The organism is Larkinella knui (genome assembly GCF_003858645.1).
In the GTDB taxonomy this organism is placed as follows: domain Bacteria; phylum Bacteroidota; class Bacteroidia; order Cytophagales; family Spirosomataceae; genus Larkinella; species Larkinella knui.
In genome coordinates this window covers 732362-748006 of the sequence record NZ_RQJP01000001.1, presented here as the reverse complement: position 1 = coordinate 748006, position 15645 = coordinate 732362, and the positions used below count along the sequence as shown (strand labels likewise).

Below are 15645 nucleotides of genomic sequence, written 5' to 3'. Positions count from 1 at the left end.
TAGTTAAAAACAGGTTTATGGTTTGTGGTTTAAAGTTTCAGACGTAAGGCGGTTTTTGAAACTTTAAACCACAAACCATAAACGATAAACGCACTCCGTAATGCCTTCAACGTTCCCCAGGACCCCGGTTTGCCTGCGACTGTTCGCCCTGTTGTTGATGCTTTTAATTCAAACGCATCGAACCAAGGCTCAGTTGGTGAATCTTGCCAAAGGAAAAGCCGTGTCGGGTTATCCGATCATTGCCGACAATCCGGTTCAGAACCTCGTCGACGGCAACGATGCCACGGTTTGGTACACTTCCCCGGCGGCACCGGTCAATCAGTTTGAAGTAGATCTCGGAAAAGCGTATTCCATCGACCGGGTGTTGCTGCGCGGTTTTCGCGGGAAAGAAAAGGTCCGGATTCGGGTGGAAACCGGCGGCACCTGGAAGGAAGTTTTTAACAATCCCCAACCCGACAAAGCCCTGATTGCGTTTGAGCCGGTTTCGGCGCAGAAAATCCGGGTGGACTATTCGGCCAAACAAGCCACCGGTTTTCCCGAATTTGAAGTCTATGCCTACGATCCGCAGCCGGTTTTTGTCAACCAGATTGGCTATAATCTGAAGGCGTCCAAACGGTTTACGGCTCCGCTGGCGACCGATGGCACGGCCTTTCACGTGGTCGATTCGGAAGGCAAAAAACCGTTTTCCGGAGCGCTGAAAGGTCATATTGGCGATTTTACGGCTTTCCAACCGACCAATCCGGGCCCCTATTTCATTGTTGTGGATGGGGAGAAAAAAGGCACCTCGTTTCCGTTCGAAATTGCGCCGTATGCCATCGAGCAGGCGTCGTATAGCCCCGCGCTGGCGTTCATGATCGACGACCGCTGCTGGTACGGCAACTCAGAAACGTATTCACCAACCGACAAAAGTGCCGATTGCCCGTCGCTGGGCGTGGCCTGGCGCGACAGCCACCAGTTTTCGTTTGAACTACCGGCGCTAATCGCGCTGTATTCCGCCAATCCCGATGCGTTTTCGACGGAACGGATGCCGGTTGAGGGCATTTATACGGGGGTTCGCGAAAAACTGCCCGAGAATACGCCCGAAATCGTTCGGCTGATTTACTGGGCGGTCGATGTGTATTTGCGGGGTCAGGTGAATCATACGCTTTTGAAAGAGCAACTGGCGTATTTTCTGTACGCGTATCCCGACCTGAGTCCGTACATCCCGCAAAAGGTGTATGTGGAAGCCCGCGATTACCTTTTCAAAATCTGGGAAAATGAGAAAAAAGATCGCTGGAACTGGTATGACCTCGACCATTCGGCCAACCTGTTTCAGACCTACACGCTGATCGGAACCGGAAAAGGGCAATTTCCGCCGGGCCATTCCATCGTACCGAATCTAATGCTGTATGAAGTGGCTTTGCGTGAAAACCGGAAGGACGCCGACACCTATTTCAAAGCCGCTTTTCAGCAAACCGACTGGCTGATCAAAAACCTCGACTGGCAGGACCCGACCTCCACCAAAGGCCAGCGAATGAACGAGTACGTCACGATGGATGCGCTGGCGTATTTTCTGAAAAAGTACCCGAAAAAAGCACCCAAAGGCTTGTCCGAAAAAATTCAGGAATGGGCAAGAGTAATCATCAGTCGTTCCGACAATCTGTGGGATTATCGCAAATACGCGGACAACAAGTGGGTGATTGCCGACATCAAAGCCACCTCCGATCCGACGTACAATCCGACCGGGAGCTTCAACGAACCCGGTAACATCGCCGGTTTTCCGGCTCCGGCCCTGGCGGCTGCGTCAGTTTTGACCGATATGGCAACCCAGAAACGATTACGCGAACTGGCAACGGCGCAGCTGGACAACGTCTACGGGCGCAACCCGACCGGGCGGCATTTCTGCTACGATGCCCTGACTGATTTCAAAGGTGCCGATCTGGGCTGGTTCAAGGAACTGGAAGGCGGGGCGGCTTTGCTCCAGACGGTTCGGGGCGTGTTGGACGGCTCACCCAAAGAGGGGGTTTATCCCTACGATCCGTATTCCGGCGACCCCGGTCATACGGAAGGTTGGGTCACGTTCAATACCGCCTGGATGGCCGGATTGGCTTATTTAGCCGCCGATGCGACGACCATCGAGTTCTACGACGCCACGTTCCAAACCCGCATTCAGGAAGCCCGGCCGGGCCAGAAAATTGGCATTCGACTGACGGCACCACTCAATCTGGACACGCAGAAAAACGAACAGGCATCGGTTGTTTTGACGACGGGCAAAGGAGTTCAAAACCTAATTACACTGAACGAGCAGGGCGCGAATGGCGTCTATTTTCAACAGGTCGTCGATTTGTCGAATGGTCCGGTTTCCAGTCATAAAAATGACGTCTTTCGGGCTTCGTACGGGTTGGGGGCGTTTAAAAAAGATGCCGTTTTGAAAATTAAATAGGTACCAAAAAACCAGCCCACGGTTTCAACCGTGGGGATTAATGAAAATTGAAGCCCAGGTTTCAAACCGTTTCAACGGTTTTGTTCACGGATTTCAAAACCGTTAAAACGGTTTCCGAGAATGAGGTTTCCGGTTGGTTGTCCCACGGTTAAAACCGTGGGCTGTTATAAATTTAAAAATCGTAGGTGGGGCCACTTGATACTTTAATCAGGCTGAGTCTTAAATGAATTAACACAATGCCATGAAATACAGCCTTATTTTTATACTTGGATTAGTGAATCTAGCCGGTTTTGCCCAGACGTCGAAGAAACTCAGCCTGTCGAACGAGAAGGTTCAACTGGTGTGGGAGTCGACGGCTGCGGGCTGGCGGTTGCAGAAAGTTTCGGCTCAAAAAGGGAAACAGTGGCAGTCATTCGTCCAGCCTTCCGGCGAAAATACGGTGTTGTATGCCGCCGAAAAACCGTCGGAATTGCCCCAGCAAACCTTTAAAACCATCACGGGCGAAGAGTTTCCCGGTGAACATTACCATTACCAGACTAAACAGTGGGCGGAAAGTACCAACCCGGTTTCACTGAATACCGCCGGACAGGCCACGCATTTTTTCCCGAAAGAAGGCAAACGATCCGGTAAAAACAGCCTGACGTTCCGGCAGGAAACCGAAACCGCTGCCATCAGCACCGAATGGAGCCTGGACCCCAAATTCCCGCAGGACATTGTGGTTAAACAGACGCTGACGGCGAAGAAAGGCGGTTATTTTTCACTGGCCAGTCCTTCGGTCGCTACGGTTTCCGAACCCAATCTGGCGTGGGCGACGGTGCCGGGGTACTTTCAGGGAAATAAAATGCAGCCGAATTTTGTGCTGGCCTACGCCTACGGCCACGGCATTCCGAGTCTGCCCGTCGTTTACCGCGAACGTTGCGCCAGCACGCTTAGTCCGATGATCAGCACCAAAAATGGCCTGACGCTTTCGGTGATTCCCGAACCGGGTCTGGCGCGCGATCCGTGGGCGAACGACAAAATCACGCAGACCGACTGGAACATCGGTTTGTCGCACATGAACCGCAAAGCCCAGCTTTCGCCGACGCTTTATTTTCCGGTTTTGGGCGAACCCAAATCGGCCCTGAAACCGGGCGAAACGATCACGTATTCTTTCCGCTACAGCCTGACCGACGGCGATTGGTTCAAGGCGCTGAATCATGCGGTGTATGACATTTACCAGTTTAAGGAGTCGCTGGCGTTGCGGCAAAGCAAGCAATCGCTGACCGACCGCATCCAGAAAATGCACCACTACCTGACCGATCCGAAAACGTCGCTGTGGAACGTGGAGGAATTTGAAGGCAGGAAAATCGGGGCGCAGTCGTATCTGGGGGGCGTGGTTGGCTCGAACAAGGACGCCATGAAAAACTCGGATTATGGCGCGATGTGGATGCTGGCGACGGCCACCGGCGATTCACTGCTGACAAAAAACGTGCTGCCGTATGCTCAAAATTTCAAGCTGGTGCAGCAGGAAACGAACAACGGTTTTTTTAAGGGAGCCGTTGAAGGACAATATTATCTGGCCAAATCGAAGAAATTTGTCGAAGAGTGGGGCGCGGTGGTCGAACCGATTGCGCTCACGTATTATACGATGCTCGACATTGGCAACATGCTGCTGTTCGAACCCAACGATCAGGAACTGAAAGAGCGGCTGCGGTTTGGAGCGGAGCGCTTGCTGACCTGGCAAAAACCGGATGGCAGCTGGGCCGTGGCCTACGACAAGAAAACGGAGCAGGAAATTTTCAAGGATGTGCAGGACGTTCGGCCCACGTTTTACGGAATGATCGTGGCCCATCGCATCCTGAAAGACCCCAAATACCTCGCGGCCGCCCGCAAAGGAGCCGATTGGCTGATCAAAAACGCGGTCGAAACCGGGAGTTTTCTGGGCGTCTGTGGCGATGCGCGCTACGCCCCGGATTTTGCCACCGGCCAGTCGGCCCAGGCTTTTCTGGATTTGTATGATCTGACGAAAGACGAACGGTATAAAGCAGCCGCCATTACCTGCGCGAAGATTTACACCACCTCGATTTATACGCACCCCATTGCCAGCCACAAGCAAAAGACGGTCAACGGTATTCAGAAAGAAGATTGGGAGATCAGCCAGGCGGGTTTGAGTTTCGAACACGGCGGCATTTTCGGCTCGGCAACCCGGCTTGGCCCCATCCAGTTGTGCAGCCACGCCGGGATGTTCATCCGGATGTACGGGTTGACCAAAGAGCCCCTTTTTGCCGACATGGCGCGGGCCGGAGCCATTGGCCGGGACGCGTTTGTGGATCCCAAAACCAGCGTCGCTTCGTATTACTGGCAGGCCATGAACCGGGGTGCCGGGCCATATCCGCACCACGCCTGGTGGCAGGTTGGCTGGCTGACGGATTATTTACTGGCCGAAGCGGAGCTGCGTTCGAATGGAAAGGTGGTTTTTCCGCGCGGTTTTGTGACGCCCAAAGTGGGGCCGCACCAGACCTACGGTTTTGCACCGGGAACGGTCAACGGCGAGAAAGTGAATCTGGTTATTGACGAAACGCTGGTGAAGATCGACAATCCGTCGGTGGATTACATCCTGGCCAAGTCAGAAAACAAGGTGTTTGTAATTCTGCTGAACAATAGTGCCGGCAAGTCTGATTTCCAGCTGGCTGTAGAAGGAAAAACCGCCACGGCAAAGCAATTACCGGCTTTTGGGCTGGAGGTTGTTACGCTTGAGAATAAAAAAATGTAAGCAGAAACAATGACTACATCCTATTTCTTTTTTGCAACATCAGGAACACCCGCTTTCGCAAGAGCGGCATTGGCGCGGGCTATTTTTTCGGCAAACGGTTCGCGTCCGTCGACGCCCTTCAAAACACGATTGGGAACTACTTCGGGCCGTCCTATTTCTTTTTGGGTTTCCATATGCTTTTCCATTATTAATGAATTTAGGTGTTATTTCTTTCCAATCAAAAAGAGTTCATAATGATGGGTAGAATTAAACGATTCCCATTCATCATTCTGATACCCTAACAACGAAAAAAATTGAGAGAGTTCCTCAAATCCCTGATTGATGGCCATTCGATATAGACGATTTCGAGACGGCGTGTTGCCGGCAAGTATTAATAAATGCGCTGGATGGACATCCAAGTAGGATATCACTATTCTAAAAACCGTAGCTAAAATTTTGGCAGTATCACCATTATTACTGATCGTAAGATCGTCAATCACACCGGTTTGGGAGTTAAAATCACCTAAACCCAGATTGTAGACATTGTCGATACCGGTGGCTGTGACAACCACTACTTTTTGAATGCTACCTTGTGGTCCAATGCTTTCGAAGAAAAATTGAGTAGCGTTTTGGCTCCGACGGAATGAATAACTTGGGTAATGCACAGATTATATTTTTACATACAAATATAGAAAAACTTGAATACATCCATTGATACCGCCGTCATCCTGATTTTCTCGGCGTTCGTGCTGGGCATCGGGATGCTGTTTGCCCGAACGGGGCGCAACCTGAAATCCTTCTTTGCGGGTGGAGAAGCCGTGCCGTGGTTCATCGGCGGCCTGTCGCTGTTCATGAGCTTTTTCTCGGCCGGAACGTTTGTAGCCTGGGGATCCATCGCTTACAAACACGGCTGGGTAGCCATTACGATTCAGTGGACGATGTGCATTGGTGCCCTGATCACGGGTTTGTACCTCGCGCCCCGCTGGAAAGCCGCCGGAGCACTCACAGCCGCCGAGTTCATCCGCGAACGGCTGGGGCTGACGGTCCAGAAAGTGTACATCTTCATTTTTACGCTCGTATCGGTTTTTATCAAAGGATCGGTGCTCTATCCGGTGGCCAAACTCGTCAGCTCGTCGCTGAATCTGCCGCTGGTTCCCTGCACGATTGGCCTGGGCATTTTCATGATCGCCTATACCGCCGTTGGCGGCTTGTGGGCGGTGATGGTGACGGACATTCTGCAGTTTGTGGTTCTGTCGGCGGCTGTTTTCATTCTGCTGCCGCTGTCGCTCGACAAAGTGGGCGGTTTTGCCGGATTCACGAAAGCCGTTCCCGACGATTTTTTCAACCTCCTGAATGGCGAGTACACCTTCGGATTTGTGGCGGCTTTCGTGATTTACCACATTTGCTACATCGGTGGAAACTGGACGTTCGTGCAGCGGTATACCAGCGTCGATAGTCCCAAATCGGCCCAAAAAGTGGCTTTTCTGTTCGCGGGATTATACCTCGTCAGCCCGGTCATCTGGATGTTACCGCCGATGATTTACAAAGCCATCAACCCCTCATTGACCGGTTTGGATACCGAGAACGCCTACCTCATGATTTGCAAACTCGTTTTGCCGCCGGGCCTGCTGGGCCTGATGCTGACGGGCATGTATTTTTCAACCTCGGCCAGTGCCAACACAGCCCTGAACGTGGTTTCGGCGGTTTTCACGAATGATATTTACAAAGGGCTGATCAATCCGAAAGCGTCGGACAAACAACTGATGCGGGTGGCCCGCGGCTCCTCGTGGTTTTTCGGAGTCGGCATGATCCTCATTGCGCTGATGGTTCCGGCGGCTGGCGGTATCGTGGAAGTGGTGCTGAGCATCTCGTCCATTTCGGGCGGGCCGCTGCTGGCTCCTCCCCTCTGGGCCCTGTTCTCCAAACGCCTGACCGGAAAAGCGACGCTCTGGGTTACCGGTATTGGGCTGACGGTCAACCTGTTCTTTAAAGCGGTTTCGCCCTGGCTGCTGGATTTCAAACTAACGCGCGGAGCCGAAACGATCATTGGCGTCGGCTTGCCGCTGCTGCTTTTATTAGCCTATGAACTTTGGGCAAGATCCCGCGAAAAAGTAGCCGACGACTACCTGAATTACCGCACGGCCGACAAACAAAAACGGATCGATGCGGCCGAAGCCGTCAGTGAAGAAGAAGCGATTGAAGTGAAGAAGCAAAACCGCTTTGGCCTGCGGGTGATTGCCGCATCGCTGGTTTTCACTGCCGTCATGCTGTTCGGGCTGAGTTTTCTGACCACGCAGGGCGCGGGGATTACGGCGGTCATTTCCGGAGTGGTCTTAGCGGGATCGCTGATTCCGTGGCTGGCATCGCGACGGGTTCAAATCCCTTCAGGGCTGCAACAACCGGAGAAAATCATCAATTCGGATCACCGATAATTTGGGAAACGTAATGTCACGAAGAATTGTAAAATGGCGGTCTTCCGAAACCAAATGGTCAACATTTGACATTAAGGCGCAATCGACGTACTTATTGTCATCGGGATCATTATGCCTAAATCCCCACTCAAAATATACAGATTGCAGTGTACAGTTTTCGAGAGAAAGAATGAGTTTGATTACATTATCAGCGACACTGGGAGAAGTCTTTTCGGCTAGTTTCTCGTGGTATTCAGCTAAAATGGGAGTACTGACAACGCATTCAAAACGACCTGTTTTTAACGCATCGAAAATCGGACGATATGGGGAGGCAACCGGAAGAGAAATGAGCAAAACATTGATATCCAGAACAACTTTCATTCGGCAGAGCGGTTACGCAAATGCTCGTTTTTCCAGGTTTCAATGGTTTGCTGGTCCCAGTTTTTCTCCTGCCAAAGCTGGTTCATTTCTTCATCAACCTTCCGGGCAAAATAATCCGCCAGCAGAAGTCGAATATCCTTTAATTCTTCGTCCGAAACCGAATAAGGATACAACTTCAGTAGCTCCATCTGAAGATTGCTCAAGTGGGTGGATGCGGTTTGTGAAGTTGCCATTTGATAGCTTGTTTTTTCACAAATATAACACAAAGCGAACGGCTTTGTAAGTTGTTCTAAATCTGCTCATGAGATTCAAAAAAAACATAGCATTCCTTTCCGTAGTACTCCAGTTTGCTACGGCTTCCTTCGCCCAATACACCATCCGCGATCCGAAAGCTATTCCGCTGCATGGCGAGTGGGTGTTTGCGATGGACCCGAATGACGTCGGTGAAACCGGCAACTGGTACCGCGAAGATGCCCCGCTTAATCGCTGGAACAAGGTAACGGTGCCGCATTGTTTTTCGGTCGATCCGCGCTACCAGTTTTACACCGGAACCGCCTGGTATCGCCGGACATTTCCGTGGCAGCCCACCACGGGCAAACGGGTTTTGCTCCACTTCGATGCGGCCTATTACGAAACCGGCGTCTGGATCAACAACCGGAAAGTTGGCACGCACGAAGGGGGCTATACGCCGTTTCACTTCGATGTGACGGATTTCCTCAAAGCGGGCACCAACACCATCGCCATTTCGGTCAACAATAACACCTGGCGGACCGGAACCATACCGGGTGCCAAAGACAACAACCAACCCAATGACCCGTTTCCCGGCTGGATTAATTATGGCGGTCTGATTCGTCCGGTTTATTTCACGGTTGAGCCGGACGTGTATGTCGAAAACGTGAAAGTGGAAGCGACACCGGACCTACAAAAAGGGACGGCTACGCTGAAAATCAAAACCCGCATTCGCAACACGACGGCCCAGGCCAATGCGCCCAAAATAACGTTTCGAGTCGAGCAAGGTGGTAAAACAATACCGCTCAACTGGAAGCAGCAACCTGGTAGTTCCGCCAATCAGATTGTGGTGCTGGAAGCCGAAACCGCTCTGAAAGCCACCGATGTTAAACTCTGGAGCATCGACCAGCCGACGTTGTATGACGTCCAGGTGATGGCCGGAACCGATACCGTCCGAACGCATTTCGGCATTCGGAAAGTTGAAGTTCGCAATGCCCAATTGCTGCTCAACGGCCAGCCGATCAAGGTAGCGGGCGGCAACCGGGTGGTCGACTACCCGGCTTTGGGGTCGCTGGAACCGGATTGGCTCATTGAAAAGGACTTGCGACTGATGAAGGAAGCGGGCATGGAATTGCAGCGTCTGACGCACTACACGCCGTCGGAAACCGTCTACGACTGGGCCGACCGTAACGGCATGCTGATCATCACGGAAGCTGGAAACTGGCAGCTCACCCCGCGGCAAATGGACAACGATACCATTCGCACCAAATTCCGGCAGCAGTTTCGCGAGATGGCCGAACGCGACTGGAACCACCCCAGCGTTATTGCCTACAGCGTCGGAAATGAATACCTCTCCGAACAACCCGCCGGGCAGCGCTGGACCAAAGATATGATTGCCTACGCCCGCGAACTCGACCCGACCCGGCTGTATACCTTCGCGTCGATGCGGTTGAATATTATGCCCAAAAAACCGGAAGACGAAGCGAGTCAGTATTGCGATTTTATCTCGACCAACACCTACGGCAATCATGCCGCCATCCTGAAACACATCCATGCGCTGTACCCCGACAAACCGATCTTCATCAGTGAATACGGCACCCGGGCCGATGGCAGCAACGGCGAAGCCGGTCAGGTAAGCCACCTCGAAAAATTCCTCAGCGATGTCCGGCAACTACCCTACGTGGTGGGTGCATCCTGGTGGTCGTACAACGATTACCTCAGCCGGCACGACGGCACCAATCCCGACGGAACCCGCCCCTGGGGACTCGTCCGGCACGACCGCTCGAAACGACCGCTGTATGCCACGCACCAAACCGGTATGGCTCCGGTAACGGTTGAAAAAATAAGCTGGACACCCGGTGCCGAAGGTGTTCATCAACTCAGGCTCCGCATCACCGCCCGGCCGGATTTTCCGGCCTATGCGATCAAACAATACCGGCTCAAAACGGGCCATTCAACCCAAACCATTCCCGACTTACAACCGGGACAAACAACTGAAATTATACTCCCGATCCGTGGTTTCGATAAAACGATGACCGTCGAGGTTCTGAAACCAACTGGCTTTTCAATTCTTACGCAAACGATTGATCTGACGAATGATACGCGAACAAGCAACCGATAAACGAAGTCCGAAAACCGTCCGGTATGAGGCTGATTTGATTGTGGTAGGCGGAGGACTTTCCGGTACCTGTTGTGCCATTACGGCGTCCCGCGCCGGCATCCGGGTTGTGCTGGTGCAGGACCGGCCCGTGCTGGGCGGCAACTCCTCGAGCGAAGTCCGGCTCTGGGTTCTGGGAGCCACTTCACACATGGGCAACAACAACCGCTGGGCCCGCGAAGGCGGTTTTATCGACGAACTTCTGCTCGAAAACCTGTACCGGAATCCGGAAGGAAATCCGCTGATTTTTGATACGATTATCCTCGAAAAAGTCGTCAACGAGCCGAACATCACCTTGTTATTAAATACGGCGGTTTACGAAGTGGAGAAATCCGATGCCGAAACCATCACCGGACTGAAGGCTTTTTGCAGCCAGAACAGCACGGCTTACGAGTTGGTGGCTCCGCTCTTCTGCGATGCTTCGGGCGATGGCGTGGTGGCGTTTCAGGCCGGCGCTGCGTTTCGGATGGGTGCCGAATCGAGTGAGGAATTTGGGGAAAAATTCGCGCCCACGGCCGAGTACGGGGAATTGCTGGGCCATTCGCTTTATTTTTACTCGAAAGATACGGGCAAACCGGTTCGGTTCGTACCGCCTTCGTATGCCCTTCAGGACATCACTCAAATTCCGCGCTACCGGCGGTTTAACACCAAAGAATTCGGTTGTCAGTTGTGGTGGATCGAATACGGCGGTCGGCTCGATACCGTTCATGATACCGAAACCATCAAATGGGAACTCTGGAAAGTGGTCTACGGCGTCTGGAACCACATCAAGAATTCCGGGCAGTTTCCCGAAGCCGAAACGATGACGCTCGAATGGGTCGGACAGATTCCCGGCAAACGCGAAAGCCGCCGGTTTGAAGGCGATTACATCCTGAAACAGCAGGATGTGGTGGAGCAACGGACGCATCCGGATGCCGTGGCGTTTGGTGGCTGGTCGCTGGATTTGCACCCCGCCGACGGCGTATTTTCCGAAAAACCGGGTTGCAACCAGTGGCACAGCAAAGGGCTTTACCAGATTCCGTACCGGTCCTTCTACAGCCGCAACATCAAAAACCTGTTCATTGCCGGACGGATCATCAGTGCTTCGCACGTGGCTTTTGCCTCTTCGCGGGTGATGGGTACGAGCGCCTACGGTGGCCAGGCCGTCGGCATGGCGGCTGTGTTGTGTGCGCAGGACGGTTTGCTTCCCCGCGACCTGACTGAACCCAACCGCATGAAAAAATTGCAGCAGGAATTGCTCAAAACCGGTCAGCACATCCCCGGTTTGCACCTGCACGACGAAAGCGATTTAACGCACCAGGCCACGCTTTCGGCTTCCAGCGAACTGATTTTAAATGAGTTACCACCCGATGGCCCGATCATCCCACTAACTTCGGCGGCTGCCCAGATGCTGCCTTTACCCGCCGGACGGGTTCCGGGGATGACGGTTTGGGTCAGTGCCGATCAGCCCACCACGTTGACGGTCGAACTGCGCCGGAGCAGCAAACCGGATAATCATACGCCGGACGTCACGCTCCGCACGCTTACCCTTCCCCTGCAAAAAGGCAAACAGGACGTCGAGCTGGATTTTGACACGGTTTTGGATGAACCGGGTTATGTGTTTGTGACTTTTCCCAAAAATGAACACATTCGATTGCAATACAGTGCGTTGCGGGTGACGGGCGTTTTGTCAGTTTTCAACAAAATCAACGCGGCTGTTTCCAATTTTGGCAAACAGGAACCCACCGAAGACATTGGCGTGGATGCGTTCGAGTTCTGGACGCCCGAACGACGGCCCAAAGGACAAAACCTGGCGCTCAAAATCGACTCCGGTATCGCACTATTTGGCGTCGAAAACCTCCGCAACGGTATTCAGCGTCCGACGAACCAACCCAATGCCTACGTGGCCGACCCGGCGGATCCGAATCCGACGATTACCCTAAGCTGGCCATCGGTGCAACGCATTGGCCGGGTAGAACTGTTCTTCGATGGCGACTTCGATCATCCGCTCGAAACCGTGATTATGACGCACCCGGAAACGGAAGTTCCGTTTTGTGTTCGCGGTTATATTCTTTGCAACGACCGCAAAGAGCGCATTTTTCAGGAGAGCGACAACCACCAGACCCGCAATACGATCCGGTTTGAGCAACCCGTGGAAACCCGGAGCCTGACGATTCATTTGAAAGCCATGAACGGCCCGGTTCCGGCGGCTTTGATGGAAGTGCGGTGTTATACTGAATAAAAACGCGCCGTAGTAGTCACCCGTTATTCCCGGCCGAAGCGACTTCGGCCGGGAATAACTCTTTATAAATCAGAGACGAGGAAAAGAAATAATTTGTTTTCGTAACTAATAAAGTCTATCTAGCGTTATATCCCGTATAAGCCTTTGCTACTCTTGTATCGATCTTGGCATCCCGGCAGTTATTAATTTCTGGATTGTCATCCTTTCATTTTGTAAAGCATTGTCATACAGAGTATGTATCATGATTATCGAGTTGGTCTGATCATGAACAAATTGACCGCCTGGTGCCTTTATCAACCGGTTTGTTGGCCGCTCTTTCACTGTTAAACAACGTAGAGAAAATGGTACATGCGATTCATTTGCTGAAAGAAAAATTAAAAATGATGGGAACGACTCAGTGGGATAATCTACTTCATCGGGTTTTCCGTCCGGTTATTGGACCTTCTCAGTCAATTTACGATTCTGTTGGAAACGGCATGTTCGGGTTTGACAAAACCCCGGCCAAAAGCTACCAGATGATTCCTGTAGCGAACACTACCCCGATTTCTCAATTCCGGCAATCGGCAAGGTCTCCCTATCTGCCGTCCGGCGGGCTTGGTGATATTTGATCTGCTCCCTGTAAATACGACGCTTTGGTAAGCTGAACGGCGCGAATGCGATCGTCTTACCGAACGATTTGCTCTGAAAATCCGGGCAACTGCATTGACTTTCTACTTTATAAAATGAACGAATTAGCAACAAAACTCCAAAAAATGCAGGAATTTGGCACACCCACCGTAGGCGGTTATGTCATTACGAACTTCTATAGGTCAAATGCCCACAGTGGTCCAACCACCTATCGCCTACATTTTAAACGAGAAAAAGATTTAACTCCCCCTTCTTTTGATGTTGTCATTCAATATACTGAATCATTTCAGGTAGACTACAAAGATCCGGGCCAGGATACGGAACGCCTAACCTTTCCGAATTACGAATCCGTGATGGCTTACCTGGCCGCCAAATAAGCAACCGGACCTTCCGTTCTACAAGACGCGAAATTGAGTCGTGGCAAAATGATCAATCATTTTCCAACTCAGTTTCGCGTTTTTATTTTAAAAGTCGTACGAATATTCTTAAACGGGGTGCCGTCAGAGGTGAGAACGGCAAATGTTTTTCCATCATACATACAGGCATTGCCCCTCGTGGCAAACCAGAATTTCCCTGGTTTATCTTCAATAAGAGAATTAACATCATTATGATCATTAAGGAAAAGTCTTTCTTCCGTCGCACAATTTAGACCTTCACAGCACAGCATTATACTAATCCCGATTCCTGCTGTAATGAATAGGGTAACTTGGCCTTAGTCAGTTTGGGATATTTAGACTATGTTGCTGCTAATGAACAGGATAGACTTAGTTCAAGGAGTAAAAAAAAACAAGTAGATACCAGCCGCTACAAAGAATTCAGGGCCTTCAATCAGTACTTGTTGAAAATTGACAAGGAGCGACGAAACGGACAGACCCGTTTCGGACCTGTATCCTTTACTTGTAAAATGGTTGAAGATCATAAATACCAGTAATGCTATTCTTAAACTTGTCCATGATCGACGGTACTTTGGGTTCAATCTTTTAATTTAACCTATTCATCCGCTTATTCGACCAGTAGTTTAATCCGCTTGCTTTTGGTGCGGCTTTGGAGCCACTTTTCTATGCGCTGCCGTTCAGCCTTCGTGTGTCGGCGGGAAAACCGGGCATACACCAGCATGACTGTATCCGGTGTCGCCTTATTGGCATTCATCACCAGTGACCGGGCAGCGGTAAAAGTTTGCACATCGGGCATCAGGGTTTTGAGCTCGTTGCGCAAATCGGCTACCGGTAAATGCGTCGATTGGGTTAGATCGATATACCGGCGCAAGGAGTCAATCGTATGGTCTTTGCGCGCGATAGACGACTGGCTGTATTTGATAACCTGGTCGGTTAATGAATTTTTCAGGGCATCGACATCAATCTCGGTATCTTTAAAACTACCTTGCTTCACGATTAGGGACGCATCACCCAGACCATAGGGAGGCATTTTGGCTCGGAGAAAGGTAATGGAATCTTTTGGTAACGGTTCGCCGACCAGCGTCAGCTCGACAAAACTTTGCTTTCGGTTAAAATGGGTTGTGTAATTGATTACTTGCCGGTATTGAAAATTACACTCGTTCGTTACAAACCGCTTCGCATTCTGCTCGAAAATGGTTTTGCGCACAATCTGGTAACCCAGGTAGCTGCTGGGGATCACCACGATCAGAACGGCTACCCAAATGGTGTTGCGGACCCGGCGTTCAATATCCGGCGTCGGATACTGTTTCTGATGGTAGCCTAAAAACCGTACAATCAGGAAAGTAGCTAAGCTGATGCAGACGCTGTTGATGAGAAACAGGTAGAATGCGCCGGCAAAATAATACAGGTTGCCCGATGCCAGACCGTATCCGGCCGTACAGATGGGTGGCATAAGGGCCGTTGCAATGGCGACACCCGGAACCACATTGGTGATTTTATCCCGGCGAGAACCGGCCACAATGCCCGCCAGACCACCAAAAAAGGCAATAAAGGCATCCCAGACCGTGGGTGAGGTCCGGGCCAGCAACTCTGATTGAGCAATATGGAGCGGACTAATAAAAAAGTAGACGGTTGACGTCAACAGGCTGATAAAAACCGCAATGCTTAAATTTTTTAAGGCCTGCTGAATCATGATCAAATCATTGATCCCGATCCCGAGTCCAATACCCATAATGGGCCCCATGAGGGGCGAAATAAGCATGGCCCCAATAATTACCGCCGTGGAATTAACATTTAAACCAATGGAAGCGATAAAAATGGCAAAAATCAAGGTCCATAAATTGATTCCGCGAAACTCAATTCCCCGGCTAATGGACTGAATAATAGCCGTTTCTTCTTCCTTGTCTTCTTCCAGACTGAACCGCTCCCGTAGAAATGTACCGAAGCGGGCCAGCCTATCAGGTCGTTTGGTACGGGGTTGGTTGGGGTCGTTGACGATCATGCTGGTCAAATAAAAAATGGATGTGGTAAGGCCAATTTGAATAAATCAAATGAAATTTAAGCAATCTTG

Annotated in this window: 12 protein-coding genes; 7 read left to right on the top strand and 5 right to left on the bottom strand. The window is 51.3% G+C overall.

The window, feature by feature from the left end; genetic code table 11:
- Nucleotides 1-100: 100 nt before the first annotated feature.
- Together EHT87_RS02965 and EHT87_RS02960 are read left to right on the top strand one after the other, a co-directional pair.
- Nucleotides 101-2422: a discoidin domain-containing protein gene (locus tag EHT87_RS02965; protein ID WP_124903691.1), complete on the top strand. Its 2322-nt coding sequence runs from the start codon at nt 101-103 to the stop codon at nt 2420-2422.
- A gap of 241 nt (nt 2423-2663) precedes the next feature.
- Entirely contained in the window at nt 2664-5174 is a 2511-nt protein-coding gene (locus EHT87_RS02960; protein ID WP_124903689.1) for a glycoside hydrolase family protein, read from the top strand.
- A 20-nt stretch (nt 5175-5194) separates the two neighbouring features.
- On the opposite strand, the gene EHT87_RS31210 is transcribed toward EHT87_RS02960, so the two are convergent.
- Entirely contained in the window at nt 5195-5347 is a 153-nt protein-coding gene (locus EHT87_RS31210; protein ID WP_221621975.1) for a hypothetical protein, read from the bottom strand.
- Between the two features lie 30 nt (nt 5348-5377).
- Nucleotides 5378-5818 (bottom strand): DUF6934 family protein, encoded by a 441-nt coding sequence (locus EHT87_RS02955; RefSeq protein WP_124903687.1) that lies wholly within the window; start codon nt 5816-5818, stop codon nt 5378-5380.
- Between the two features lie 33 nt (nt 5819-5851).
- Here EHT87_RS02955 and EHT87_RS02950 point away from each other — a divergent pair, with 33 nt between their 5' ends.
- Nucleotides 5852-7585: a sodium:solute symporter family protein gene (locus EHT87_RS02950; protein WP_124903685.1), complete on the top strand. Its 1734-nt coding sequence runs from the start codon at nt 5852-5854 to the stop codon at nt 7583-7585.
- Here EHT87_RS02950 and EHT87_RS02945 read toward each other — a convergent pair.
- Nucleotides 7538-7945: a putative toxin-antitoxin system toxin component, PIN family gene (locus tag EHT87_RS02945; RefSeq protein ID WP_124903683.1), complete on the bottom strand. Its 408-nt coding sequence runs from the start codon at nt 7943-7945 to the stop codon at nt 7538-7540. The two genes, EHT87_RS02950 and EHT87_RS02945, sit on opposite strands and share 48 nt — an antisense overlap.
- A complete protein-coding gene (locus EHT87_RS02940; protein ID WP_124903681.1) occupies nt 7942-8178 on the bottom strand; it encodes a DUF8507 family protein in 237 nt (78 codons plus the stop codon). Before EHT87_RS02940 ends, EHT87_RS02945 begins: the two co-directional genes overlap by 4 nt.
- Before the next feature lie 68 nt (nt 8179-8246).
- Between EHT87_RS02940 and EHT87_RS02935 the strand changes: the two genes are divergently transcribed.
- The 4 genes from EHT87_RS02935 (at nt 8247) to EHT87_RS02920 (ending at nt 13556) form a co-directional block, all read left to right on the top strand.
- Nucleotides 8247-10295, top strand: a complete 2049-nt coding sequence (locus EHT87_RS02935) for a glycoside hydrolase family 2 protein (protein WP_124903679.1) — start codon at nt 8247-8249, stop codon at nt 10293-10295.
- Nucleotides 10270-12552 (top strand): FAD-dependent oxidoreductase, encoded by a 2283-nt coding sequence (locus tag EHT87_RS02930; RefSeq protein WP_124903677.1) that lies wholly within the window; start codon nt 10270-10272, stop codon nt 12550-12552. Before EHT87_RS02935 ends, EHT87_RS02930 begins: the two co-directional genes overlap by 26 nt.
- Before the next feature lie 284 nt (nt 12553-12836).
- Nucleotides 12837-13160, top strand: a complete 324-nt coding sequence (locus EHT87_RS02925) for a hypothetical protein (RefSeq protein ID WP_124903665.1) — start codon at nt 12837-12839, stop codon at nt 13158-13160.
- 114 nt (nt 13161-13274) lie between these two features.
- Complete coding sequence (locus tag EHT87_RS02920; protein ID WP_124903663.1) at nt 13275-13556, top strand: hypothetical protein; 282 nt, start codon at nt 13275-13277, stop codon at nt 13554-13556.
- Nucleotides 13557-14181: 625 nt separating this feature from the next.
- Here EHT87_RS02920 and EHT87_RS02910 read toward each other — a convergent pair.
- On the bottom strand, nt 14182-15576 hold the full coding sequence (locus tag EHT87_RS02910) for a DUF389 domain-containing protein (RefSeq protein ID WP_124903661.1): 1395 nt from the start codon (nt 15574-15576) through the stop codon (nt 14182-14184).
- Nucleotides 15577-15645 lie beyond the last annotated feature (69 nt).